Below are 25,124 nucleotides of genomic sequence, written 5' to 3'. Positions count from 1 at the left end.
CAAGTGCTTCCGGCCTGGTCACGAGTTCGCTCGCAGCGAAATCCGCCTAGGGTTGGACCCGTGAAGCGAGGTCGGGACGTGAGCGCGGCGTGGGAGCGGGCATTGCGCGGGTCGATCACCGGCGAGGTCGACACGGGACCGCGCCGGCGGGCCGAGTACGCCTCGGACGCGTCGAACTATCGGGTGCCGCCGGCGGCCGTCGTGTTTCCGCGCGACGCGGCCGATGTCATGGCCGCCCTCGATATCGCCCGGGCCGAGGGACTGCCGGTGACCGCGCGCGGGGCGGGCACCTCGGTCGCGGGCAATGCCATCGGACCGGGTCTGGTCCTCGACTTCAGCCGCCACCTGACCGGGATCCTCGATCTCGACCCCGACCGGCGGATCGCCCGCGTGCAGCCGGGCGTGGTGCTGGCCGCGTTGCAGCGGCGAGCGGGGGCGCACGGGCTGCGGTTCGGCCCGGATCCCTCCACCCAGAACCGGTGCACGCTGGGCGGGATGATCGGCAACAACGCCTGCGGCCCGCACGCCGTGGCCTGGGGCAGGACCTCGGATACGGTGCGGGAGTTGCGGATTCTCGACGGGCGCGGCGTGGAGCGCACCCTCGGGGCCGATCCGTCGGTACTCGCCGGACTGCCCGAATTCACCCGGGAACACCTGGCCTTGATCCGCACCGAACTCGGCAGATTCGAGCGGCAGGCGTCCGGATACGCGCTGGAACATCTACTGCCGGAACGTGGTTCGTCGGCGGCCAAGGCCTTCGTCGGCACCGAGGGAACCTGTGGACTTCTGCTCGACGCGACCGTCGATCTGGTCCCGGTGCCCGCGGCGACGGTACTGGTCGTGCTCGGCTACCCGGACATGCCCACGGCCGCCGACGATATCGCCACGATCATGGCCGCCGGGCCGATCGCCGTGGAAGGTATGGATGCCCGCCTGGTCGATGTGGTGCGGGTGCACCGGGGCGCCGTACCCGAGCTGCCGCGCGGTGGCGGCTGGCTCCTGATCGAAATCGACGGTGACACACCGGAACAGGCGCGCGAGAAGGCCGAAGCATTGCGCGCGTCCGCCCACGCCCTCGACTCCCGGCTGGTGACCGACGCGGCCGAGGCTCGCGCACTGTGGGGCATCCGAGCCGACGGCGCGGGCCTGGCCGGCCGCACCCCGGACGGTCATCCGGCCTGGCCCGGCTGGGAGGACGCCGCGGTGCCGCCCGCCCGCCTGGGCGACTACCTGCGCGACTTCGAGCGGCTCACCCGTGAGCACGGCGTGGACGGCCTGCTGTACGGCCATTTCGGCGACGGTTGCATCCACGTGCGCCTGGATCTGCCGATAGCCGATGCGCCGCAACGCTTCCGCGCCTTCCTCGAGGACGCCGCCCGGCAGGTGGTGGGTTTCGGCGGCTCGCTGTCGGGTGAGCACGGCGACGGCCGCGCCCGCTCGGATCTGTTGCGACTCATGTACTCCCAGGACGCGCTCGACGCCTTCGCGGGCTTCAAGGCGCTGTTCGATCCGGACGCGGTCCTGAATCCCGGTGTCCTCGTTCATCCCCGCCCGCTCGACGCCGACCTGCGCCTGGCGGGCCTGCGTCCGTTGCCCACCACGGGTGGATTCGCCTTCCCCGCCGACGGTGATCTGGCCACCGCGGTGCACCGCTGTGTCGGTATCGGCAAGTGCCGCGCGGACACTCCCGGCGGTGTCATGTGCCCGTCCTATCTGGCGACCGCCGACGAGAAGGACAGCACCCGTGGCCGCGCCCGAGTGCTCCAGGATGTCGTCCGGGGCGAGCTGGATTGGCGGTCGGAAGCCGTCGCGGAGTCCTTGGACCTGTGTCTGTCCTGCAAGGCCTGCCATTCCGAGTGTCCGGCCGGTATCGACATGGCCACGTACAAGTCGGAGACGCTGTACCGCCGCTATCAGGGCAGGCCCCGACCGATCGATCACTACACCCTCGGTCAGCTGCCGCGCTGGCTGGCAGCGGCGTCGCGATTGCCGGGTCTGGTCAACGCGCTCAGCGGTGCCGGTCCGCTGCGCAGACTCGGATTGCGCGCGGCCGGAATGGATTCCCGGCGCACGGTGCCGGCGCTGGCGAAGAAGAGCTTCCGCCGGACTTGGCGTCCTTCGGCGCCTCCGCAGGACGGGCCGGGCGTGCTGCTGTGGACGGATACCTTCACGGATGCCTTCGACCCCGAGATCGCCACCGCCACGGTCGAATTGATCGAATCGCTCGGCCATCACGTGCGCATCCCGGACCGGCGCGTCTGCTGCGGTCTGACCTGGATCAGCACCGGCCAGCTGGACGGCGCGCGACAGCGACTGCGCGCCACCGTCGACGCGCTCGACGCCCACGTCCGATCCGGCGGCGTGGTCGTCGGCATGGAGCCGTCCTGCACCGCCGCCCTCCGCGACGACCTGCCCCGCCTGCTGCCGGACGACCCGCGCGCCGCCGCCGTCGCGGCCGCGGTGCACACCCTCGCCGAGTTCCTGGAGACCCAGCCCGGCTGGCAGCCCCCGGACCGCTCCGGCCGCACGGTGCTGGTGCAGCCGCACTGCCACCAGCACGCCGTGTTCGGATTCGCCGCCGACCGCAGGATCCTGGACCGCACCGGCGCGCGGGTGATCGAGGTCACCGGCTGCTGCGGACTCGCGGGCAACTTCGGCATGCAGCGCGGCCACTACGACGTGTCGGTCGCGGTCGCCGAGCGCGGCCTGCTCCCGGCCCTGCGCACCGCACCCGCGAACGCGACCCTGCTCGCCGACGGCTTCTCCTGCCGGACCCAGGCCGCGCAGCTGGCCGGGCGATCCTCCCGCCATCTCGCCCAGTTCCTGCTGGACCGGTGAGGCGTCCCTAGAATGACGCGGTGACTTCCGCGCCGCCCGCCCAGCCCGCTCGCGGGCCGGTGGCCGCCACCGCGGAGCACAGCCGGACGCTGAGCTCGGACCGGCCGCTGGATCTGGCCGCCACCATCTCCCCGCTGCGCCGTGGTTTCGGCGACCCCTGCCACCGCGAGACCCCCGACGGCTCGCATTGGCACGCCTCGCGGATGCCGTCCGGCGAGGTCACCTACCGGCTGCGTCAGCGCGACCGGCACACCGTCGACGCCCGCGCCTGGGGTCCGGGCAGCGAGGAATTCCTCGAGCAACTGCCGCGCATGCTGTGCCTGGACGAGGACGTCAGCGACTTCACCCCCGAACACCCCAAGATCGTCGAGGCACACCGCCGCAATCCGGGCCTGCGCATGCTGCGCACGGGTCTGGTGTGGGAAGCGCTGGTTCCCGCGGTGCTCGAGCAGAAGGTGCACACCAGGACCGCCCACGACTCCTGGCGGAAACTGGTGTGGCGTTACGGGACTCCCGCACCCGGTCCGGCCCCCGAGGGTCTGCGGGTGATGCCGGACGCCGAGACCTGGCGGCATATCCCGTCGTGGGTCTACCACCGCGCCAATGTCGGGCCGCAGCGCTCGAAAACCATTGTGCTGGCGGCCCGGATCGCGCCGAAGCTGGAGCAGGCCGCCACCCTGGGTCACGCCGACGCCGCGCACCGGCTGCGTACCGTGCCGGGGATCGGGATCTGGACCGCCGCCGAGATCGCGCAGCGCGCCTTCGGCGATCCGGATGCCCTGTCGGTGGGCGATTTCCATCTGGCCGCCACGGTCGGCTGGACCCTGCTGGGTGAGCCGATCGACGACGACGCCATGGTCGAATACCTGGAACCGCTACGCCCGCACCGGTATCGGGCGGTGCGGCTGCTCGGGCTGGCCGGTTTCGCGCACAAGCCGAAGTTCGGTCCGCGCACGCCCTATACCGATCACAGCCGCATCTGAACCCCGATCACCGCTGTTCGGCCGCGGTGTCCGCCGCCCGCTGCGCGCGGGTCAGGGCTTCGGGCACCGGGACGCGGCCCAGGTACATCTCGTCGAAGATCGGCGTGATCGCCTGCAGCGCGGCCGGGAATCCGGGCCCCCCACCGGCGCTGATCGTCCGGCCGCGCAGCACGTCGAAGAACGGCGATACGTCCACACCGCGCCGCGCCCAGTAGTCGCGATACACCCGCTGCTCCGACACCACCGCCGGAACCGTGTTGCCGTCCAGGCCGAGGTAGCGGTTGCCGGCCGCGCTGCCCAGCCATGCCAGGACGCGCCGCACCGCGTCGGGATGTGCGGTGGCGGCATTGCCCGCGACCCCGATGGCATTGTCGGCGCTGACCCGACCGGCCGGGCCCTCGGGAATCATGGCCAATCCCCAAGGGAATCCGGCATTCCGCGCGATGGTCGCCAGATTGAAGGTGCCGGACTGGAACAGTGCCATGCGGCCCTGCAAGAAGGCGTTCTTGGCGAAGTCGCCGCTGGTATTGGTGTCGGCGGCCGACGGTGACAGCCGGTCCGCCACCAGGCCCACGGTGTATCCGTAGGCGTCGCGCCCCTGCGGAGAGTCGAACGCGAACCGCCCGTCCCGCTGGAGCTGCCCGCCCGCCGAGCCCAGATATGGCAGCGCGATCGATTGAAAGTCGTTGGCGGCGTTGTACGGCCACGTGGAGACCGCGGCCAGCCGCCGCAGGACCGGCCGGAAGGTGTCCCGCCCGGGATCCGGATTCCACCGCAGCCCGGCCAGTTCAGCCGGATCGACCCCGGCCTGCCCGAGCAGGTCCCGATTGATGTAGACCGCGCTACCGCCGTCCACGAATTGCGGTACCGCCCAGAGCGTCCCGTTCCGGGTGAACTGGGTGACGGCCTGAGGATCCCAACCGCGCGCGGTCTCCGGCCCCAGCGTCGCGCCGATATCCATCAGGTGCCCGCTGTCGGCGTAGTCCTCGTAGAGGTTGGTCCAGAACAGGTCGTCGGCGATCCCGCCCGCCACATCCAGCCGCAGCTTCTGCGCGTAGGACGCCCACGGCACCAGCGTGATGCGCACCTCGACATCCGGGTTGGCGCGCTGGAACTCGTCCAGCGACGCCCGGTAGGCGCTGACGAAACTCTGATCCCAGATGCGCAGCCGCACCACCGTCCGACCGCCGCTCTCCGCATCGCGCCCGAGCCACAGCGCCGCGGCCACCAGCAGGACCGCGACCACGATGATCCCGAGGACCGCCCGGGTCGAGTCCTTCACGTGGAGGCTCCTCATTTGAGTCCCGTCACCGCGATGGACCGCAGCACCTGCCGCTGGAAGACCACGAACAGCAGCACCAGCGGCGCGATAGCGAGCGTGGTTGCGGCCATGATCAGCGTCCACTGCGCGTTGTACCGGGTCTGCATGTTCGCCGTCGCCACGGTCAGCACCTGCCACTTCGCCCCGGACGCGGCGACCAACGGCCACATGAAGCTGTTCCACTGCGAGACCACCGTGATGACGGTGAGGGTGGCCAGAATGGGCCTGCTCATCGGCACCACCACGCCGAACAGGATGTCGAGAGTGTTCGCGCCGTCGACCCGCGCCGCGTCGATGATCTCCCCCGGGATGGCCAGGAAGTACTGGCGCAGCAGGAAGATCGCGTACGGCGACCCGAACAGGAACGGCAGCACCAGCGCCCAGAAGGTGTTGAGCCACCCCAGTTTCGCGAACATGAGGTACAGCGGCACGAGGGTGACCGCGCTGGGCACCATCATGGTCCCGAGGTACACCCAGAACAGCACGTCCCGTCCGGGAAACCTGGTGCGGGCGAACGCATATGCCGCCATGATCGACGTCACGAGTTGTCCACAGGTTATGCACACCGTCATCAGCGCGGTGACCGCGACAGCCCGGCCCAGCCCCTGATCCAGCACCGCGCGGAAGTTATCCACAGTCACTGGATCCGGTGTGGCCAGGGCGGATTCGGCCGCGAACTGCCTGGGTGTCTTGAACGCCGTCATGGCGCTCAACACCAGCGGCGCCACTGTCAGCAGCGCCCCGAGAATCAACATCCCGTACGCCGCGACCGCCCGCGCCGCCGTCCGCCGGTCAGTACTCATAGCTGGTCCGATTCCGGAAGTACCGGTGCTGCGCCACCGTGATCACGAACATCACCGCGAACACCACCACCGCCATGACCGCCGCCCGCCCCGGATGCGCGGCGTCGAACGCCTCCGAATAGATCCGCATGGCAACGACATCCGTGTGCTGCCCCGGCCCGCCCTTGGTCAGCGCGTACACCGCGTCGAAGGTCTGGAACACGCTGAGCACCCCGGTGACCAGCACGAAGAACATGGTCGGCCGCAACAACGGCAGGATCAGCCAGCACACCCGCCGCCACCCGACGGCCCCGTCCAAGGCCCCCGCGTCGAGGATCTCGGGCGGTATGGCGCGGATTCCGGCAACGAAAAACAAAGCCACATATCCGACATTCATCCACACGATGACCGCGGCCACGGCGGGCAGCGCCAGGGTCGGCGAGCTCAACCACTCCACCCGATGTCCCAGGACGGCGTTCAGCGCCCCGCCGGTCGGCGCGAAGATCCACTGCCACACCACGCCTACCGCCACGGGCGCACACATCCATGGCAGCGCGTACACCACCCGCAGCACGGTCCCGGCCCGCCCGCGTCGTGCCAGCAGTGCCGCCACGGCGAATCCCACGACTGTCTGCACCGGCACCACGAGTGCCGTCAACGCCAGTGTCACCAGGATGGAATGTCCGAATTGCCGGTCGGTGAGGACGGATCGCCAGTTGTCCCAGCCGGTGAATCGAATGGGCCCCAGCAGATTCCAGCTGTGCAGGCTCAGCCACAGCACCACAGCGATCGGCAGCAACAGGAAGCAGCCGACCCCGAGCAGACTGGGCAGCAGCAGCGCGTAGCCGACCGCGGCGTGCCTGGTGCCGGCTGTGGCGCGGCGGGCCGTCCGGTCCATGACGGGCGACGCTACCGGCCCGGCGCGGGTGCGCGCGCCATCCCACGCCCGACTTGCCCGATATTGTGTGATGTCCGATATTGCGCTGTGCGCGACGCGATTTCGAGCCTGCTCTCCACCCGGTGCGCGGCATCGGCGCATGATAGTTTGTGCCGCGCTCGTACATCGCGATGCCGGCGAGGCTGGCCACGACAGGGCAGGGGACGGCGCCGATGAGAATCAAGCCACGGGAACAGATCCTCGGAGTCTGGCGGTCACTGCTGACCGCGTGCTACCAGGACGGGGCCTGGGTCTGGGGCGGCCGCAACGGCTCCAACTCCATCAGCGATGCCGAACAGCTGCTGTGCCTGCTGTATCCGGCCACCGAGATCGACGGATTCGGCCTGGAGACGCCCGACGAGATCGCCGACGACATCCTCGCGGTGCTGTCCCCCCTGGGCGATGACGGCCTGCGGATCGGCGAGCGGGTGGTGTGGCTGCTCGAGCAGTACGTCGAACGGCACACCGACCACGATCCGGATACCGGCAAGGAACTGCCGAACTTCGCCGCGGGCAGCTATCTGGCCACCTCCGACGGCACCGAGCCGACCTCGGACCAGCACGCGCTCGAGGTCGTCGACTCCTATTCGATGTCGCTGACCCTGTGCCTGGCCGCGCTGAAGTTCCTGCGCGGCTTCAGCGGTCCGGTGTCGGCGCTGGCGGTGGGCCGGCGCAACCGGACCGCGATCGACCTGGGGCCCCGCATCGACCGCCTCGACGCGCACATCAATACCCGCCTGACCGCCGCGATGGTGGGGCTGATCCGCAGTTTCGTGGTGAACACGGTGACGCCCAAGTCCCCGGCGGGGCAGGCCATGCTGTCGATGCTGAATCAGACGGGCGGTTCCGCCGACACGGTGGTGCGGGCGGTGCGGGACCGCCTGGACCGGGTCCGGATCCGACTACGCAACGACGCCACGCTGAGCCAGATCGAGGGCGTCGACCTGGACAGCTCGGACATGCTGTTCGAATGCGGCTGGAGCTGGGCCATCGTGCGCAAGGCCGCCGACATCGACTTCGTCGACCTGCCCATCGCGCAGCAGCCGGGCCACGCCGTCGCCCGCCCCTACCTGCATTTCACCGTGGTGGCGCTGGACGGCATCAACGACCTCACCTCGCAGCGCACCCGCGAACTCGACCTGCTCGATCCCGAGCAGCGGCGTCTGGCCGAGGCGCTGCAGCTGCGCTGGGATCTGGCCCAGCGGTACTGGGCGGCGGTGGCGCGCTTCGGCAATGGCCGCTGGCCGCTGGAGGACATTCCGTGGCGCACCTCCGACGGCGAGGAGTCCGACTACTTCAGTCTCATCGTATCCGCGGTGCTCATGCAGGATCTGCTCAATCGCGAGGCCAATGACGACGACCTGGATCGCGCCGCCACCATCTTCGACGAACTGGCCCGCCGCGGCCGCATCATCCGCCGTTTCACCGCCGGGGACCCGGCCCGCACCATGCACACCCCGGGCGTGAGCCTGCGCCTGCTGGGCAGCGAGGAGCTGGACGGCCCGCTGTTGCTGTGGACCGTATCCGATTACGCCACGGTGCTTTTGAAGCGCACCCTGCAGGCGGCCCGGCTCTCCGGCACCATCGAGACCCGGGATCAGCTGATGGCGCTGGCCCAGGCCACCATGGACCACCTCGATCTGCGCGCCTTCCGTGAGGGACCGGCCACCGGCCTCTGGGACGACCCCAGCCGCATCTTCGGCGGCAGCGATTCGCATCTGCCGTCCTGGTATCTCACCGAGCGCGTGGTCGAGTGCATGGTGACCGCCGCCCGCATGTACCGGGAACCGCCACTGCGCGCGCCGAACTCGGCGACCCGCGCGATGGAGCTGCTCACCGAGGCCGAACACCTGCTCAACCGGGAGATACTGGAGCTCAGCGAAACCGACATCTCCGCGGGCCGCACCGCGTTGGCGCTGGCCGAACAACGCTTGGAACGGGCCCGCACACTCATCGACGAGCGCCCGGGCACCGCCGTCAGCCTGACCCAGCAGGCCCTCATGGAGCTGGACGAACTCGCCTATGCCCGGCTCGACGCGACCAGGAGCGAATGACCGTGCTCGTGTTCTCCGCGTCCGACAAGGGCGGCACCGGCCGCTCGGTCACCAGCTGCAATATGGCGTACTGGCTGAGCATGAAGGGCCACAAGGTCGCCTATCTGGATTTCGATTTCGGATCGCCCACCGCGGGAGGCACCTTCGAGATCAGCCGCATCGACAACGGGGTGCGCGACGGCACCGGCCTGCACGCGTACCTGCTCAACGAGAACGGCTCCCCCGCCCGGCTGAGCGTGCGCTCGGAGACCGACCGGATGGAACTGAGCCGGTCCCGGCATCCTTCGGGCCGCCTGGTGCTGTTCCCCGGCGATCTCGGCGGCTCCGAGTTCACCACCCTCGACGAGCGCATGATCGACCGCTGCGCCGCCCTGTTCGCCACCTGTGAGCAGGAATTCGACGTCACCTTCGTGGATCTGAGCGCGGGCCGCTCCATCGCGCTGGCGCTCGCGCTCAGCGCGACCAAGCAGTCGCAGTTGTCGCGCGCGGTGTGCCGGTGGCTCATCTTCCATCGCTGGACCCGCCAGCACATCGCCGCCGCCCGCGGCCTGGTGCACGACGACCACGGGGTGCTGGCCACCGGGGAGGCGTGGGGACACGACCGCACCGGACTGCTGAACTCGCTGCGCTTCGTCCGCATCGCGGTACCCGAACTGAACCGCACCGCCGGGCTGCGTCCGGCCCAGGCCGCCTGGCTGCAGGAACAACACAACACCCTGACCCGCGCGGCCAACCGGCACGGGATGGGTCCGAGCGGGATACTGGGCCAGACCCCGGTGGAACCGATGCTGCAATGCCGGGAGCAGGTGATCCTGGATGTGGATGTCGCCGCCCACGTCGCCAATGCCGAGACCGTGGACGCGTTCCGCACGCTCACCGAGAAACTCATGAACGACGCCGTCTGGGAACAGGTGGAGATACGCAGATGAGCTCCGCGACCGATTACAGCGAGGCCGGTGAACGCAACCGCGTGGCCGGGCAGCCGCTCTCGCACCTGTCCATCGAGGTCGGGCACTTCTACATGGACGAGCTGGTGAACGGCGTCGACCGGATCCGCGCGCAACTGCGCAAGGTCGCGCCCATCGTCGAGACCCAGATCGCGGCCGCCGAAAGGGAATTCGGCCCGGGCGCGCGGGTCAGCACCTGTTTCCTGGTCGACGACTACTTCTGGGGCCGCACCCCGGGCCGCGGCCGCGACGCCCGCCGCGTCGCCGACCCCCGGCACGTGCTCGAGAAACTGCTGACCGCCGCCGAGGAATGCGAGGTCCGCATCGACTACCTGGCGCGTGAGGCCGGGTGCGCGGAGGTGCCGGCGTTCCTGGACGGCGAACCCGTGGGCGAACCGGTGCGGCTGGCCGAGATGATGGCGGCGCGCATCGTCGCCGAACCCGAACGCGACAGCACCGGACGCCGCCCGCCCACCGTCGAATCCGGCTGGCTGTGCAATGGCCGCCGCTCCTCGGAATACGATGCCGGACAGGCGATGCGGATCGCGCGGTATCGGCCACCGGAGGAGTTCGGGGCGCGCAATCACTCCATCTTCCTGGATGTACAGCTGTGGAGCCGCCAGCTCGAGGAGGTGGCCGGACAGCAGGTGGAACGCATCCTCTGGTCCTGCCCGTTCCTCGCCTCCATCTGGCAGTTGTTGCGGCTGGGGATGATTCGCGATGAGGGCGCCATGGTGGCCGCGCCGGTGGCGTGGAGCGACCCGTGGCCCGAGGAGTGGTCGCGGCTGCCCGCGGTGGTGCAGCTGAATCCGCAGGCCAAACCGTTCGCCGCCTATCGGGCGCTGTCGGTGCTGCCCTACAGCTACCTGGGTATCGAGCACGCGGTGCGAGTGATCCTGGACCACCTGCAACTCGACGACGACGTGCACGCCAAACTCGCCGAACGCGGTGCGGGCGAGCGGATTCCGGTCGAGGTGCCGCGCCAGGCCACCCGCCGGTTGAACCACCTGTTCCTCGGTGACGTCTGAGATGGCCGCCCTATGAGCGATCCGCTGGTCCTGCTGGGCGAGGTGCGCACCACGCTGCTGCCGAATGCGGGGGGGCTGGCGGCGCGGGAGGCGTCGGCGCTGCTCTCGCTGTTGCCCGGGCAGCGGGTGCTGATGCGGGAACGCCCACTGGCGCTGGCCATCTCGCCGACCACACCGGTGGGCGTGGACTGCCGGCTGGCGACGGTGTCGCGGTCCGACAGCCGGGCCATCGGCACCGTGGCCGCGCACGCCGTACTGGTCGGCGGCCGGGTGCTCCAGAGTTCGGCCTGCTCCAGCGTGGTGCGGGCGGCCAATCAGAACCGGCGGCCCTGGTCGCACTATCTGAGCCGGGCCGGGACCGTCGAACTGGTGCATCGCATCGGCGACGACACCGCCACGGCGGTCGACCTCACCGAGGGCTTCCTGGAGGCGTCCAGCGCCACCACCCTCGACCTCGGCTCGATCAGCGAACGACTACTCACCCGGGTGCGCACCGATCCGCGGCTGGACCAGGACCCGCCGGTGCACTCCGGGGCGACTCGGCTGCGCTGGGCCGCGCGGGTCGCGCCGCCGGTGGATGGGAGCGCGCGCGGACGAACGCTGTTCGCCTTCCGGCTGGAGGACGAGAACACCCGATCGGTCCGGATCATGGTGCCGACCGTCCGGGACCTGGCCGGCGTGCAGCGCTTCTGCGAAGACCTCGCCGTCCACGACTGGCTGCTGTCCACCCTCGCCGCCGCGTTGTCGGACGCGAATCGTCCCGTGCTCGAACGCGATCCCACGGGCGAACTGGCTCCGCTGCTCGAACAGCTGGTGCACCTGTGGATGCCGGGCGCGCACACCCCGCCCCGGCTGCGCGAACTGTGGACCCGGCTGGAATCCGATCCCGGCTTCACCCGGCAGTGGACCGCGCAGGTCGGGCACCTGCGCGACCGGCTGGCGGTGGCCACCCTGGAAGCGCTCCGCAGCTCCAAGATCAGCACCGTGCAGTGGTGACGGCTGTGCTCAGAGCCGGAACCAGCGCCGCACCAACAGGGCGAAGAACACGGACATGGTGACGGCACCGGTGTACGCCTCGGTGACGAACACCGCCCGGCCGCCCACCCGCAGGTGATCGGTGTCGCCGATACCGAGTGGGTTCAGGTAGTTCATCAGCACCTGGTACACGGTCACGGCCACCGGCTGCTCCGCGCGCAACGCCACCGCGCCGGTGAAGACCAGGAGCTGGAACACCACGAACCACAGCATCCGGAACGGCCGATATCCATAGCCGCAGACCAGATCCGGGACCAGGCCGCCGAGCCGCCGCCAGGCCTGCGGCTGCGCCTGCCGCCGGGCCCGGGCCAGCGCGAGTCCGCAGCGGTCCTCGGCGTCGGTGTCCTCGTCGATGCGGTACAGACTGCCCGCGCGCCGATAGGCCAGGGCGGCATGGCCGGGCAGGCCCGCCTGTACGAGCGGACGTCCCAGGCGTTCGTACGCCTCGGCGAGCAGCCGATTCTGGGTGCGGCTCAGCCGGAGCGGGCCCCGGAACTCGACCTCCGCGGCGATGAGCGCCGCGAGCAGCTGGTTGACCGGCACGGCCTGCGGATCCGGCCCGGCCGGGCGGTGCAGCGCGGGCGCGTAGATGTGGCCGAAGACGAGACTGTCACCGGCCCGGCGGATTCCGGGCGGGTCGTAGGTGGCGACCACCGCCTCGGTGTGCCGGGTGAACAGATCCAGCAGTGGTTGTTCGGTGGCGCGTCGCCGCAATCCGTGGGGCTGGGCGAGGAATTCGGTGATGCTCTCGCCGTAGGCGTCGGCGTGGCGCTCGATCCGCATGCTCATATCGGCCACGAAGGGTGACGACGGCGCGCTTCTCTCGAGCATGATCAATGATAGATCCTGTGCACCAGCACATCTCGGGGCTCATCGGCGCCGAAGTAGGTGGGCTCGTGGTCCGCCCAGGCGAACCCGACCTCCTTGTACAGGTGGTAGGCGGTGCGATTGCCCGGCTTCACGGTCACGTAGACCTGTTCGGCGTGGACCTTGCGGCAGTGGGCCAGTGCGGCTTCCAGCAGGACCCGGCCGAAACCGCGGCCGCGGCAGGCGGAAGCCACGGCGAAGCCGAGGAACCAGGCCGTGCCGTCGCCGTCGATGGCGGTGAGGACATAACCGCACACCTCCCCCGCATCTTCAGCAACCGTCCAGTTTGCTCCGTGTAATTCGAACAATTGCCGCAGAACGAAATACGGATACGCGAGATGCTCGAACTCGACCACCTCGAGCGCCCGAATGGCGTCCAGATCCGCCAACGACGCAGTCCGACATACCGGTATAGCCGGCTCTTCGAAGGCCAACAACGGTGTTCCCCTCCACCCCGGGCGCAAGTGCGATGGATTCCAGGGTAAGCGTCACGCCGAGGGTTGGGTGCGGTTCGGCCCGTCCGCCGTCTGTGGAACGAACGGGCCGAACCGCGCTGCCGCACGCGGTGGGGACCACACCGCCGCTGCCCGGAGGTTAGGCGCGGGGCGTTCGAAAGCGCTGTGCTGCAGCGTTTATCGCGGCCGGGGGCCTTCCCCGGTATGTCCCGGGCCGCGAAATCTTCCGGGTGCGATGGCGCGTGAAACGGGCGTCGAGCACCAGCCACAACAGCCGGTACACGACCCGGTCGAAGCCCGAGTACGCCGGATCGATGGCCGTCATGGCAATGCGCGCTCGTCGAGCACGCACCGTCCCTCCTCCACCAGGGTGGCCCGGGCTCGTCGACGCACCTTGCAGGTCTGCACGGTGCAATCGAGGTGCAATTGCATTGCTGCGTGCGCCTGTTCGGCGGTCATCACCCCCGGATCCCGGCGGCAGCGCGACAAAACGGCGATGTGCAAATTGAGGGACGTCAGTTGCATGTCCAGACCACTCCTCGTTCCCGCTGGTTCCTGAAGTGCCCGGAGGTTCAGGAAAGGAAAGGGGCCTAGCTACACCGCTCCGGGCACACATCTAGCACACCACGAGCAGACGCCAAGCGGGCGAATTTCGACAAGGAGAACGCAAAATTGCGCGAATTCCCAGCAGCGAATCCACTTGGGAGAGGACGATTCTCCATAGTGGACGAACCTCGCGTCCCCCGATCCATGCCCGCGAACGCGAATGGAGCGTGTTGTGTCAGAAGGTCCCGCGTCCTCCACCCTGCCGCGCCGCCAGCTCGGCCGCTACCTACGGGACTGGCGTATCCAGGCAGGATTGACCATCGCCGAGGCCGCCAAGCTGATGGAGTGGGGCGCCAGCACCTTGCAGCGGCTGGAGAAGGGCAACGCGGACCGCATCCGCACCATCGACATCCAGGAGCTGTGCCGGATCTACGGGATACCCGCCCAAATCGCCGACGGACTCAAGGGTTTGGCCCAGCAGGCGGCTGTCAAGAGCTGGTGGCACTCCTACGGCGACCTGATTCCCGAGAACTTCGACGTCTACGTGGGGTTGGAGGCATCCGCGCAGCAGTTGTCCTGCTACCAATCGGAATTGGTGCCGGGCCTGCTGCAGACCTCCGACTACGCAAGGGCCCTGAACCGGCTCGGATACCCGGAAGAGACGGCGGCCGAGGTGGATCGGCGCGTTCAGCTGCGCATGCAGCGCCAGGCCATGATCACCCGGCGCATGCACCCGGCCGCGATCGCGATGGTGTTGCACGAATCGGTATTGCGCCGCCTGGTGGGAGGTGCAAGGGTGATGGCGGCGCAGGTGCGGCACTTGGCGGAATTGAGTACCCGGTCCAATGTCGTCCTGCGTATCCTGCCCTTCGCCGCCGGTGTCCCCCTGGGGCTTTCGACCGGCCCGTTCGTGATCCTGGAGTTCGGATCCGACAGCAAGGGGCAGCCGGTGGAGCCCCCGGTGGTCTACGTGGAGGGGTTCACCGGCGATCTGTATCTCGAGAGACAGGGCGACGTTCAGCGTTATCGCCGGGCCCAGGAGGGTCTGGAACGCTGCGCGTTGGACGTCCAGGACAGCAGAAGCCTGCTGCGGCAGGTGGCGAAGGAGTATTCGGCATGAGTGTGGAGCTTTCCGGGGCCCGCTGGTTCAAGAGCAGCCGCAGCGGGGCCGGTAAGGAATGCGTCGAAGTGGCGTTCCTGCCCGCGGGCCGGGTCGGCGTGCGGGACAGCAAGAATCCGCAGGGGCCGGCGCTGGTGTTCGGCGCCGCGGAGTGGTCGTCGTTCACCACCGGCCTCGAAAACGGGCGCTTCGACAGGTGATTCGCGTGCGGCGGACGATTCGCGAGCGCTGAGAGAACTGAACGAGGTGCGCGGGCTCCAGGGCCCGCGCACCTCGGCATCAGTCGTTCACGATCACACTCAGAGAATCGCGACTACTCCGATCGCGACGGCGGCCACCAGCACACCGATCGCGACCGAAGGCATCAAAGCGCCGGTCAGTACGTATACGCCCATCGCCGATACCGCGAAGAGCATCCCTACGATCAGCCGTTCGACCCAGTCGTCAGGACCCAATTTCCGGTACCGGGGACGTGCATTCTTCAGTCCTCGGTCCACGAATAGTTGGATACCCATGTTTTAACGCGCGTAAACATGGTTTCGTTGCTGAACGGCTGCCGTTTCGTGATCAACTTCCAGCGCTGGGAATCCGGGGCCCCGCGCTGGTGCGCGGGGCCCCGGTGGCAGATTTTCTGTGGTATTTCGTCAGCGACGGAACAGTTTGTTTCCCAGCCAGACGATCGGATCGTATTTCCGGTCCACCACGCGTTCCTTGAGCGGGATCAGCGCATTATCGGTGATCTTGATGTGTTCGGGGCACACCTCGGTGCAGCACTTCGTGATATTGCAGTAGCCCAGCCCGGCGTCCTCCTGAGCCAGATCACGGCGATCCGCCACATCGAGAGGATGCATTTCGAGTTCCGCAATACGCATCAGGTAACGCGGGCCGGAGAATGCGTGCTTGTTGTCCTCGTGATCACGCACCACGTGACAGGTGTTCTGGCACAGGAAGCACTCGATGCACTTGCGGAATTCCTGTGACCGTTCCACGTCGGCCTGCTGCATCCGATAATCGCCCGGCTTCAGATCCACCGGCGGTGTGAACGACGGGACCTCGCGCGCCTTCCGATAATTGAACGACACATCCGTGACCAGGTCGCGAATGACGGGGAAGGTGCGCATCGGCGTCACCGTCACCACTTCGTCCTCGGTGAACGTCGACATCCGGGTCATGCACAGCAGCCGCGGCCGGCCGTTCACCTCGGCCGAGCAGGAACCGCACTTGCCCGCCTTGCAGTTCCAGCGCACCGCCAGATCCGGGGCCTGGGTGGCCTGCAGGCGATGGATGATGTCGAGCACCACCTCGCCCTCGTTCACCTCCACGCTGAAGTCGTGCAGGCCGCCGCCCTCGGTATCGCCGCGCCACACCTTGAACTTCGCCTGATAACCCATGGCTATTCCGCCTTTCCGGCGTCGTCCCGCAGCTCCGCGAGATCGGCGGGGTTGTAATACTTTTCGAGTTCGGCCAGGTCGAACAGTCGCAGCAGCTCGGCGCGCATCGGGATCTGGGCCTCGGAGGTGACGGTGACCGCGGGCACCGAGAAGCCGACCTCGTCCTCGCCGATCGTGCAGACCAGCAACTGATTCCGCCATACCGGATCCATGCCCGGGTGGTCGTCGCGGGTGTGGCCGCCGCGGCTCTCGGTGCGCAACAACGCCGCCTGCGCGACGCATTCGCTGATCAGCAGCATATTGCGCAGGTCGATGGCCAGGTGCCAGCCCGGGTTGAACTGCCGGTGCCCCTCCACGGTGACGTGGTCGTAGCGGTCGCGCAGTTCGGACAGCTTCTCCACGGCCTGCTTCAGCTCGTGTTCCTTGCGGATGATGCCGACCAGGTCGTTCATGGTCTGCTGCAGGTCCATGTGCAGGGTGTAGGGGTTCTCCCCCCGGCCCTCGTCCGGCGGATCGAACGGCGTTACGGCCGCTTTCGCGGCCGCGGCGATATCGGTGTCGGAGATCTTGGGCCGTGCGGCCAGCTGCTCCACGTAGGTGGCCGCGCCCAATCCGGCGCGACGGCCGAACACCAGCAGGTCCGACAGCGAGTTGCCGCCGAGCCGGTTGGATCCGTGCAGGCCGCCCGCGCACTCACCGGCCGCGAACAGGCCCGGCACCTTCGCCGCCTGGGTGTCCGGGTCGACCTCGATGCCGCCCATGACGTAGTGGCAGGTCGGACCGACCTCCATCGGCTCCTTCGTGATGTCCACGTCCGCCAGCTCCTTGAACTGGTGGTGCATGGACGGCAGCCGCTTGATGATCTGGTCGGCGGGCAGCCGCGAGGCGATGTCGAGGTACACACCGCCGTGCTCGGTGCCGCGTCCCGCCTTCACCTCTTCGTTGATGGCACGCGCCACCTCGTCACGGGGCAGCAGGTCCGGGGTGCGGCGGGCGGAGTCGTTGTCCTTCAACCACTGGTCCGCCTCCTCGATGCTCTCGGCGTACTGCCCCTTGAACACCGGCGGGATGTAGTCGAACATGAACCGCTTGCCGTCGGAGTTCTTGAGCACCCCGCCGTCGCCGCGCACACCCTCGGTGACCAGGATGCCCTTCACCGAGGGCGGCCAGACCATGCCGGTCGGATGGAACTGCAGGAACTCCATATTGATCAGCGAGGCCCCGGCACGCAGCGCGAGCGCGTGGCCGTCGCCGGTGTACTCCCAGGAGTTGGAGGTCACCTTGTAGGACTTGCCGACACCGCCGGTGGCGATGACCACCGCGGGCGTCTCGAACAGGATGAAGCGGCCCGATTCCCGCCAGTAGCCGAAGGCCCCGGAGATCTTGTCGTCGTCCTTGAGCAGTTCGGTGATGGTGCACTCGGCGAAGATCTTGATCCGCGCCTCGTAGTCGCCGGTCTGCGCGAAATCCTCCTGCTGCAGCGAGACGATCTTCTGCTGCATGGTGCGGATGATCTCGAGGCCGGTGCGGTCACCGACGTGCGCCAGCCGCGGATAGGTGTGGCCGCCGAAGTTGCGCTGGCTGATCCGCCCGTCCGGAGTTCGATCGAACAGCGCCCCATAGGTTTCCAGCTCCCACACCCGGTCGGGGGCCTCCTGGGCATGGAGTTCGGCCATGCGCCAGTTGTTGAGGAACTTCCCACCACGCATGGTGTCCTTGAAATGGACCTGCCAGTTGTCCTTCTCGTTGGCATTGCCCATGGCGGCCGCGCAGCCGCCCTCGGCCATGACGGTGTGCGCCTTGCCGAACAGGGACTTGCAGACCACCGCCACCGACAACCCGTGTTCGCGGGCTTCGATCACCGCACGCAGACCGGCACCGCCGGCACCGATCACGACGACGTCGTACTTGTGCCGCTCGACTTCAGGCATGGAACCGAATACTCCTGGGAGACTGAGGAATAGAGGACTGTCAGCCGATGAGGCGAGGATCGGAGATGGTTCCGCTCGCGACCAGCATGACGTAGAAATCGGTGAGGACCAGCGTGCCCAGCGTGGTCCAGGCCAACTGCATGTGCCGGGTGTTCAGCTTCGACACCACGGTCCAGAAGCGGTAACGCACCGGGTGCTGCGAGAAGTGCTTGAGCCGCCCGCCCGCGATGTGCCGGCAGGAGTGGCACGACAGCGTGTACGCCCACAGCAGCAGGGCGTTCCCGGTGATGATCGCCGTGCCCAGGCCGATGCCGAAGCCACCGTCCTTGGCGTGGAAGGAGATCACCGCGTCATAGGTGTTGATCACCGAGATGATCACCGCGACGTAGAAGAAGTAGCGGTGCGCGTTCTGGATGATCAGCGGAAGCTTGGTCTCCCCAGAATATTTGGCGTGCGGCTCGGCCACCGCGCAGGCCGGCGGGGACATCCACACCGACCGGTAGTAGGCCTTGCGGTAGTAGTAGCAGGTGAGCCGGAACAGCAACAGGAACGGCAGCACCAGGAAGCCCAGCGGAATCCACATGGGCAGGTGGCCGATCGGGGTGCCGAAGTGGCTCGAGCCCTCGACGCACGAAGCGCTCAGACAGGGCGAATAGAACGGTGTCAGATAGTGGAAGTCGTTCACCCAATACGCGGTTCGCACAAAGGATCTGACGGTCGCGTAGACGACGAACGCCCCCAGTCCTAGCACCGTCAATGCCGGCGGCAACCACCACCGGTCGGTGCGCAGCGTGCGTGCCGCGATGGCGGCCCGACCCCTGCTGAAAACCCCGGTACTCGATTCAGAAGCCTTGACTGGTGCGGCGCTCACTGCGGCCTGCCTCGCTGCTCTACCCCGTGGAACGTCATCGTTACCTCCGGCATCGAATGTGATGGTGAGCACCCTACGACAGGAGTGCTATCACTCGAGCTCGCATCAGCTATTTCGTGATCCAGTGATTTACGCCACATTTCCTGCGAACTTTCGCTTTTCGTTCGTGTAGTGAACAAACGGCAATCGTGCGAACTCGGCGGGCTGTCACCGGGATTGGCCGCAGCGTGATTACGCAGCTCCGGACGGTTGTTTTCGCCGGTTACACGCCGTCACACGGCAGCAACAAGGGTGTGGTGCCCTGTCCCCCTGATGAGGGCTGGAAGGGAGCCGATGATGAGACGTGCCGCCATCGTCATGCCGCTGCGCACACCGGTGGGCCTGCCCGGCGGCGCGCTCGCCGCGGTGCCGCCGAACCGTCTGGTCGGCACGGTTATTGGGGCGGTGCTCGGCCGGTCCGGCATCGACCCGCTCCGGGTGGAACAGCTGGTCACCGCCGTACCCGACCCCGACGTCATCCGCTCCGCGTTGCCCCGCTGTGGGCTGTCCCCCGAACTCGGCGAATTCACCGTCGGCGCCGGACCTGGCAGCGGCCTGCGTGCCCTGATCACCGCCGCCATGATGGTGCGCTCCGGGGCGGCGGGCGTGGTGCTGGCCGTGGGGGCCGAATATCCTTGTGCCGCACCGCCGTTTGCCGCGCAATTGGCCAGCGTCCGAACGCCCGCCGCCCGTCCCGGATCTCCGGACGCCGGCCCCAGCACCGACGAGCAGATCGCGCTGTGGGCCACGGAACCGGCACGCGGACAAGCGGATTCGGTGCGGACCGAACAGCTGGCCCGCCACCACGGCCTGGACCGGACCGCCGCCGACGACTTCGCGGCGGTCAGCCACCGCCGCGCGGCCCGCGCGCACCGGCAGGGCGTCTTCGGGGCCGAGATCGCGCCGACGGTCGTGTGTGCGCGACCGGACGACCCGAACTCCGAGGTGGTGCGGCTGGTCGACCGCGACGAGGGCCTGCGCGACGATGTCTCGCACCGCGCCTTCGCCGCCCTGCCCCCGTTCCGCCCCGGCGGGGTGACCACCGCCGCCAACAGCAGCACCCGGGGCCTGGCCGCCTCGGCCTGCCTGGTGGTCGCCGAGGACCGCGTCGCCGACCTGGGCCTGGAACCCCTGGCCTACCTGGTGGACTGGGCGAGCGCCGCCGCGCCCGCCGACGCCACCGCTCCGGCCGCCACCGGCGCGGTCGCGAAGACCCTGTGGCGCAACGGATTCGAATTGCCCGATCTGGCCTTGCTGGAGGTCGAGGAATCGTCCGCCGTCGAGGTCCTGGCACTGGCCCGCGTCCTGGGCCTGACGGAACACGCCGGTGGATCGGCGGAGCACGCGGGCGGTTTCGCGGACCCCGCGGACGGCCGCTTGAATGTGCACGGCGGGTCGATCGCCCTGGGCGAGCCGGGCGGCGCCGCGGGCCTGCGCATGGTCACCACCATGCTGCACGAATTGGCTCGCCGGGAAGGCGGACTCGGCCTGGCGGTCACACCCGCGGGCCCCGACACCGCCCTGGCGGCGATCTTCGAATCACCGGATCGAACACCGGTTTCCGAGACGCCGCGCGGCGCGCGCTTCCGTGGCGCGGGCGGCCGACGCTCCGGTCGAGGTCGTCACCGCCCCTGACTGATCGAATGCGCGGCTGATCGAATGCGCGGCTCATCGGCGCGCGCTACAGCGGCAACTGAGCCCACCCGACGCGCTGGCCGAATCACCGAGCCCCGACGCCATTGTCGAGGTGGCTCAGCTGCTGTTCGAAACGACGGTTCGGTTACTTGGTGCGGGGACGGGAGTGGAAGCCGAGGCCCTCGTCCTGCGCGCCCATCCAGGCCGCCTCGTCGTGCTTGGCGTCCGGGACGTAGATGGTCTCCTGCTTCGCGGCCGGGGACTCCGGGGGCGGGGTCTGCTCGAACTCGTCGGCATCGATGCTGAGCCGCTCCAGATCGTTTTCCAGCCGGCGGACGGTGCCCGCGTCTCCGTAGTGCGAGCGCAGCGCGCCCACGCACTGGCGGAGCTGGCCCACCGCGTAGCGGAGTTCCGCAATCTCGCTGCGTGTCATCGAAAACCTCCTCGACCCGTGTGACAGACCACACATCGTGATCTACAACACAGTACGTGATCATGCGGGATTCGTCTCGTCCGCGATGAATATTCGCTGGTCGAGGGCCTGTCGAGAGCGCTCGAATCGGGGTCTGACACGTTTCAGATCCACGAATCGGGCCGCCGCCGAGCGGCTTCCGGCTACCCCGCGATGGCGAACTCGGGCCCGCTGTCCGGTCCGAAATCCGGGTTCCCGGCGCGCATCGCCGCGGTCGCCCGCGCCACCAGCCCGACCACCGCCGCGGCCACCTCCTCGGCCCGCTCCAGGATCACGCTGTGCCCGGCCCCGTCCAGGCGCACCAGCTCGGCGTCCTCGACCTGGGAGGCCAGCACCACCGAATGCGCGAACGGGATCATGATGTCCGCGGACCCGGCCAGCACCAGCACCGGAATCTCGCCCAGCCGGTGCAGGGTCGCGGACTCGTCGAACCGGATCAGCGACTCCAGGAAGCTGGCCATGGTCAGCAGCGAGGTGTCGTTGAGCATGGCCGTCGCCACCGCCAGCATGCGCGGGCTCACCTTCCGGGTGCCCAGGGTGGCGTCCCGCATGATCGGCTCGAAGATCCGGCGGCTCAGGTGCTTCGAGGCCTGCATGGCCCGCGGCGCGCGCTTCACCGCCGCGCGCAGCGAGCTCACCGCGGGCGGGCTCAGCAGGCGTCCCAGCCCCACCCGGGTCACGCCGTTGGCGGCACTGGAGATCAGGCCGACGCCCACGATCCGGGTGCCGATGGCCATCGGGTGCAGTCGCGCGTACGCCAGCACCGTCATGGCGCCCATCGAATGTCCCACCAGCACAACGGGTCCGGTCGGCACCACGGTCCGCAGCACCACGTCCAGATCCTTGGCCAGCTGCTCGATGGTGTAGGTCGAGGGGTCCGCATTGCCCGAATCCCCATGTCCGCGATGGTCGTAGAACACCATGTGGGTGTCCTCGCCCCAGGTCTCCATCAGATGCCCGCGCATGAACGCCCACGATTCGGCGCGCAGACAGTGCCCGTGGACGAACACCACCGTGACCGGGGCATCGGTGGCGCCGAACTCGCGAACCGCGAGCGGCACGCCGTCATCCGCCGTGACGGTGAGGTGGCGGCCGTCGAAATCGGCCGCGCGAGAGTTGAGCGTGGACATGACGTCCTCCTGAAGAGTGCGCCTTCTTGCCCGGTTGTCGGAATAGATGCCCCCGGCGTTAACCCCCCACACCAGGCGTTATGCACAAGTTGTCCAACTGTCTCCGCTGATCTATACAGCCTGCCGACGGATCTTCCCCTGCCTCGGCAACTTGCACCTCATGAATATCTACTCGTATCTACCAAAATTGATAGAAACCTCTAGATAGGCCACGACTAAAGTTGACCCGGTGACACGAGACCGATTATTCCGGTTCGTCCATGTCACCGGCCATACGTGCTGGTGGGTCTTCGTCGTCGCGACCCTGTGGCCGGGCAGCGCAAGTGTCAGCTGGACCGGCGATGAGGACCTGCCCCGCAGATACGCCGACTACCTCCCCTCCGACGGCTTCTGCATGGCAAGCCCGATCGCGGTCGTGGCCTTCCTGGTCCTGATCATCGCCGCCGCGGTGGAAGCGGCCGCGGTCGGCCGCCTGGCCCCGGGCCTGATGACCGTCGGCACCCCGTTCGTCGCCGCCATCGTGCTCTGGTCGGTGAACCCGACCGGCTGCGGCGGCCACGGCACCTCCGCCGTCCTCCCCGCCCTGCCGATCGTCCTCCTCGCCATCGCCCTCCGCGAGGTGTGGGCCCGCGCCTTGGCGCCCCACCCCGCGTCCTGAGAACCTGAGAATCTGCCGCTATCTAGGCAGTTCGCTAGATAGCGGCCGAGTTCTGTCGCGAGCGCCTTCGGCTAGGTCGCGGCCCCTGTCTTCGTGGACGGCAGGAACGGGCGGATCAGGTTCTGCTCCACCGACGGGCCGAACTGCCATTCGGCGATCCAGGGGCCGGTGCCTTCGCTCGGGTCCAGGGCGCCGCCTTCGATCCACCGGTAGCGGCCGTCGAGGATGCCGCGGGTCAGGTCGGTGTCGGCGTCGTCGGTGTTGGACCAGAGGGCGTCGAAGAGGCGCTCGACGCGGAGGCGGGACTGGCGGCAGAAGACCTCGGCCAGTTCCTCGGCGGCTTCGCCGTCGGGGCCGCCCGCGACGCGCAGGGACTGGGCGCGGACGCAGGCGGCGGCCATGGCGAACAGTTCGGCGCCGATGTCCACGATGCGGCCGAGGAAGCCCTGTTTGTATTCGAGCTTGGCCTGCCAGCGGGCCATGCCGTACATGAGGGCGCGGGCCTGCTTGCGGGACATGCGTTCGACGTAGCGCATGTGGCGTGCGAGGGGGCCGAATTCGCCGTAGCTCACCGGGGCGGTGCCCGCGCCGACGGCCAGTTGCGGGAACCACTTGGCGTAGAAGCCGCTCGCGCCGACCGCCGCCTTGGCCTTGTCCTTGAGTTCGGCATTGCGGTCGACCAGGGCGCCGGCGGCGGCCATGTGGGCGTCGGCCATCTCGCGGGCGATGAGCAGGCGCATGATCTCGCTGGAGCCCTCGAAGATGCGGTTGATCCGCAGATCCCGCACCAATTGCTCGGCGGCGACCGCTCTTTCGCCGCGGGCCTGCAGCGATGCCGCGGTCTCGTAGCCGCGGCCGCCGCGGATCTGCACCAGCTCGTCGGCGATCTGACAGGCCATCTCCGAAGCCCACAGTTTGGCCAGCGCGGCCTCGATGCGGATGTCGTTGCGGTTCTCGTCGCACATGGTGGCGGACAGGTCGAGCACCGACTCCAGCGCGAAAGTCGTTGCGGCGATGAAGGACAGCTTGGTGCCGACCGCGCCGTGCTCGCCGACCGGGCGGCCCCACTGCACACGGGTGGCCGACCATTCCCGCGCGATCTTCAACGACCACTTGGCCGCCGCGGTGCACATGGCCGGAATCGCCAGGCGGCCGGCGTTGAGGGTGGTGAGCGCGATCTTCAGCCCGTCGCCCTCACGCCCCACCAGGTTTCGCTTCGGGACCCGCACATTGTGCATGCGGGTGACGCCGTTCTCGATGCCGCGCAGACCCATGAACCCGTTGCGCCGCTCCACGGTGATGCCGGGGCTGTCGGCCTCCACGATGAACGCGGAGATGCCGCCGCGGTGCCCCTCGCTCTTGGGCACCCGCGCCATCACCACCAGCAGTTCGGCCACCACGCCGTTGGTGGTCCACAGCTTCACGCCGTTGAGTTCGTAGGCCTCGCCGTCGGCGGTGGGGGTGGCGGTGGAGGCCATGCGCGCCGGATCGGAGCCGACATCGGGTTCGGTGAGCAGGAACGCGCTGACCGCGCCCTTGGCGCAGCGCGGCAGGAACTCGCGTTTCTGTTCCGGGGTGCCGGCCAGCTTCAGCGGTTCCGGCACGCCGATGGACTGGTGCGCCGACAGCAGCACGCCGAGGCTGGCGTGCGCGGAGCCGACCAGCATGAGCGCGCGGTTGTAGCCGACCTGCGAGAGGCCGACCCCGCCGTACTCCGCGGGAATCTTGAGCCCGAAGCAGCCGAGCTCGGCCAGCCCGCGCACGTACTCGTCGGGGATGCGGCCCTCGGCCTCGATGCGGAGGCCGTCGATGGTCTCGCAGAACGCGCGCAGCCGGGTCAGGTAGGCCTCGATCCGGGCCTCGTCGGCGGCGCTGGGGCGGGGGAAGGGATGGATGAGGTCGAGCCGGAATCGGCCGAGGAACATCTCCTTGGCGAAGGATGGCTTGGCCCAAGTGGTTTCGCGGGATTCCTCGACGAGTGCCCGGGCTTGTTCTTCGGTGGCGTCGACTTTGGCGACAGTCGCCATGATGTCCTCCTCGACCGTGATGAGAATCACATTCGAGTGTAGGAGCCTTTGTTACCC

23 protein-coding genes are annotated in these 25,124 nt (G+C 68.6%); 10 read left to right on the top strand and 13 right to left on the bottom strand.

The annotated features are described in order from the left end of the window. Window positions 1–60 precede the first annotated feature (60 nt). Together ACFRAQ_RS23085 and ACFRAQ_RS23080 are read left to right on the top strand one after the other, a co-directional pair. Window positions 61–2,838 carry an FAD-binding and (Fe-S)-binding domain-containing protein gene (locus ACFRAQ_RS23085; RefSeq protein ID WP_379102845.1) on the top strand — a complete coding sequence of 926 codons (2,778 nt, stop codon included), beginning with the start codon at window positions 61–63 and terminating at the stop codon, window positions 2,836–2,838. A 59-nt stretch (window positions 2,839–2,897) separates the two neighbouring features. Next, entirely contained in the window at window positions 2,898–3,821 is a 924-nt protein-coding gene (locus ACFRAQ_RS23080; RefSeq protein WP_379103732.1) for a DNA-3-methyladenine glycosylase family protein, read from the top strand. Between the two features lie 7 nt (window positions 3,822–3,828). Here the strand turns inward: ACFRAQ_RS23080 and ACFRAQ_RS23075 are convergent, their stop codons facing one another. The 3 genes from ACFRAQ_RS23075 to ACFRAQ_RS23065 are packed head-to-tail and all read right to left on the bottom strand — an operon-like array spanning window position 3,829 to window position 6,822. Then, the gene (locus tag ACFRAQ_RS23075) at window positions 3,829–5,103 is read right to left on the bottom strand and encodes an ABC transporter substrate-binding protein (RefSeq protein ID WP_379102842.1); all 1,275 of its coding nucleotides are present in this window, start codon (window positions 5,101–5,103) and stop codon (window positions 3,829–3,831) included. An 11-nt stretch (window positions 5,104–5,114) separates the two neighbouring features. Further along, on the bottom strand, window positions 5,115–5,945 hold the full coding sequence (locus tag ACFRAQ_RS23070; protein ID WP_379102840.1) for a carbohydrate ABC transporter permease: 831 nt from the start codon (window positions 5,943–5,945) through the stop codon (window positions 5,115–5,117). Continuing rightward, window positions 5,935–6,822 carry a carbohydrate ABC transporter permease gene (locus ACFRAQ_RS23065; RefSeq protein WP_379102838.1) on the bottom strand — a complete coding sequence of 296 codons (888 nt, stop codon included), beginning with the start codon at window positions 6,820–6,822 and terminating at the stop codon, window positions 5,935–5,937. Before ACFRAQ_RS23065 ends, ACFRAQ_RS23070 begins: the two co-directional genes overlap by 11 nt. 212 nt (window positions 6,823–7,034) lie before the next feature. Here ACFRAQ_RS23065 and ACFRAQ_RS23060 point away from each other — a divergent pair, with 212 nt between their 5' ends. The 4 genes from ACFRAQ_RS23060 to ACFRAQ_RS23045 are packed head-to-tail and all read left to right on the top strand — an operon-like array spanning window position 7,035 to window position 11,886. Further along, a complete protein-coding gene (locus ACFRAQ_RS23060) occupies window positions 7,035–8,915 on the top strand; it encodes an SCO2524 family protein (protein WP_379102836.1) in 1,881 nt (626 codons plus the stop codon). Continuing rightward, window positions 8,912–9,844, top strand: coding sequence for an SCO2523 family variant P-loop protein (locus ACFRAQ_RS23055; protein WP_357274747.1), 933 nt, complete (start codon window positions 8,912–8,914; stop codon window positions 9,842–9,844). Before ACFRAQ_RS23060 ends, ACFRAQ_RS23055 begins: the two co-directional genes overlap by 4 nt. Further along, a complete protein-coding gene (locus ACFRAQ_RS23050; protein WP_379102833.1) occupies window positions 9,841–10,890 on the top strand; it encodes an SCO2522 family protein in 1,050 nt (349 codons plus the stop codon). Before ACFRAQ_RS23055 ends, ACFRAQ_RS23050 begins: the two co-directional genes overlap by 4 nt. 12 nt (window positions 10,891–10,902) lie before the next feature. Beyond that, the gene (locus ACFRAQ_RS23045; protein WP_379102830.1) at window positions 10,903–11,886 is read left to right on the top strand and encodes an SCO2521 family protein; all 984 of its coding nucleotides are present in this window, start codon (window positions 10,903–10,905) and stop codon (window positions 11,884–11,886) included. Between the two features lie 9 nt (window positions 11,887–11,895). On the opposite strand, the gene ACFRAQ_RS23040 is transcribed toward ACFRAQ_RS23045, so the two are convergent. The 3 genes from ACFRAQ_RS23040 to ACFRAQ_RS23030 form a co-directional block, all read right to left on the bottom strand. Then, complete coding sequence (locus ACFRAQ_RS23040) at window positions 11,896–12,756, bottom strand: hypothetical protein (RefSeq protein WP_379102827.1); 861 nt, start codon at window positions 12,754–12,756, stop codon at window positions 11,896–11,898. A gap of 2 nt (window positions 12,757–12,758) precedes the next feature. Next, entirely contained in the window at window positions 12,759–13,181 is a 423-nt protein-coding gene (locus ACFRAQ_RS23035) for a GNAT family N-acetyltransferase (RefSeq protein ID WP_379102825.1), read from the bottom strand. Between the two features lie 387 nt (window positions 13,182–13,568). Continuing rightward, window positions 13,569–13,772 carry a hypothetical protein gene (locus ACFRAQ_RS23030; RefSeq protein ID WP_357088694.1) on the bottom strand — a complete coding sequence of 68 codons (204 nt, stop codon included), beginning with the start codon at window positions 13,770–13,772 and terminating at the stop codon, window positions 13,569–13,571. A gap of 253 nt (window positions 13,773–14,025) precedes the next feature. On the opposite strand from ACFRAQ_RS23030, the gene ACFRAQ_RS23025 reads away from it, so the two are divergent. After that, on the top strand, window positions 14,026–14,913 hold the full coding sequence (locus ACFRAQ_RS23025; protein ID WP_379102822.1) for a helix-turn-helix domain-containing protein: 888 nt from the start codon (window positions 14,026–14,028) through the stop codon (window positions 14,911–14,913). Continuing rightward, window positions 14,910–15,113 carry a DUF397 domain-containing protein gene (locus ACFRAQ_RS23020; protein WP_379102819.1) on the top strand — a complete coding sequence of 68 codons (204 nt, stop codon included), beginning with the start codon at window positions 14,910–14,912 and terminating at the stop codon, window positions 15,111–15,113. Before ACFRAQ_RS23025 ends, ACFRAQ_RS23020 begins: the two co-directional genes overlap by 4 nt. 99 nt (window positions 15,114–15,212) lie before the next feature. Here ACFRAQ_RS23020 and ACFRAQ_RS23015 read toward each other — a convergent pair whose 3' ends face one another. From ACFRAQ_RS23015 to ACFRAQ_RS23000, 4 genes are all read right to left on the bottom strand, one after another. Beyond that, a complete protein-coding gene (locus ACFRAQ_RS23015) occupies window positions 15,213–15,410 on the bottom strand; it encodes a hypothetical protein (RefSeq protein WP_357098833.1) in 198 nt (65 codons plus the stop codon). A gap of 147 nt (window positions 15,411–15,557) precedes the next feature. After that, complete coding sequence (locus ACFRAQ_RS23010) at window positions 15,558–16,304, bottom strand: succinate dehydrogenase/fumarate reductase iron-sulfur subunit (RefSeq protein WP_379102815.1); 747 nt, start codon at window positions 16,302–16,304, stop codon at window positions 15,558–15,560. Between the two features lie 2 nt (window positions 16,305–16,306). Then, window positions 16,307–18,235 carry a fumarate reductase/succinate dehydrogenase flavoprotein subunit gene (locus tag ACFRAQ_RS23005; protein ID WP_379102812.1) on the bottom strand — a complete coding sequence of 643 codons (1,929 nt, stop codon included), beginning with the start codon at window positions 18,233–18,235 and terminating at the stop codon, window positions 16,307–16,309. Between the two features lie 40 nt (window positions 18,236–18,275). Next, entirely contained in the window at window positions 18,276–19,106 is an 831-nt protein-coding gene (locus ACFRAQ_RS23000; protein ID WP_357274726.1) for a hypothetical protein, read from the bottom strand. Window positions 19,107–19,442: 336 nt separating this feature from the next. Between ACFRAQ_RS23000 and ACFRAQ_RS22995 the strand changes: the two genes are divergently transcribed. Further along, a complete protein-coding gene (locus ACFRAQ_RS22995) occupies window positions 19,443–20,780 on the top strand; it encodes an acetyl-CoA acetyltransferase (RefSeq protein ID WP_379102809.1) in 1,338 nt (445 codons plus the stop codon). A gap of 145 nt (window positions 20,781–20,925) precedes the next feature. Here ACFRAQ_RS22995 and ACFRAQ_RS22990 read toward each other — a convergent pair whose 3' ends face one another. Together ACFRAQ_RS22990 and ACFRAQ_RS22985 are read right to left on the bottom strand one after the other, a co-directional pair. Beyond that, complete coding sequence (locus ACFRAQ_RS22990) at window positions 20,926–21,213, bottom strand: hypothetical protein (RefSeq protein ID WP_357098825.1); 288 nt, start codon at window positions 21,211–21,213, stop codon at window positions 20,926–20,928. A gap of 182 nt (window positions 21,214–21,395) precedes the next feature. Further along, window positions 21,396–22,382 carry an alpha/beta fold hydrolase gene (locus ACFRAQ_RS22985; RefSeq protein WP_379102806.1) on the bottom strand — a complete coding sequence of 329 codons (987 nt, stop codon included), beginning with the start codon at window positions 22,380–22,382 and terminating at the stop codon, window positions 21,396–21,398. Between the two features lie 229 nt (window positions 22,383–22,611). Between ACFRAQ_RS22985 and ACFRAQ_RS22980 the strand changes: the two genes are divergently transcribed. Next, the gene (locus ACFRAQ_RS22980; protein ID WP_379102804.1) at window positions 22,612–23,040 is read left to right on the top strand and encodes a hypothetical protein; all 429 of its coding nucleotides are present in this window, start codon (window positions 22,612–22,614) and stop codon (window positions 23,038–23,040) included. 71 nt (window positions 23,041–23,111) lie between these two features. Here ACFRAQ_RS22980 and ACFRAQ_RS22975 read toward each other — a convergent pair whose 3' ends face one another. Beyond that, window positions 23,112–25,067, bottom strand: coding sequence for an acyl-CoA dehydrogenase family protein (locus ACFRAQ_RS22975; protein WP_379102802.1), 1,956 nt, complete (start codon window positions 25,065–25,067; stop codon window positions 23,112–23,114). Window positions 25,068–25,124 lie beyond the last annotated feature (57 nt).

Origin of the sequence: Nocardia sp. NPDC056611 (assembly GCF_042792755.1) — a bacterium.
Classification (GTDB): Bacteria; Actinomycetota; Actinomycetes; order Mycobacteriales; family Mycobacteriaceae; genus Nocardia.
This window is presented reverse-complemented; position numbering and strand designations above follow the sequence as displayed.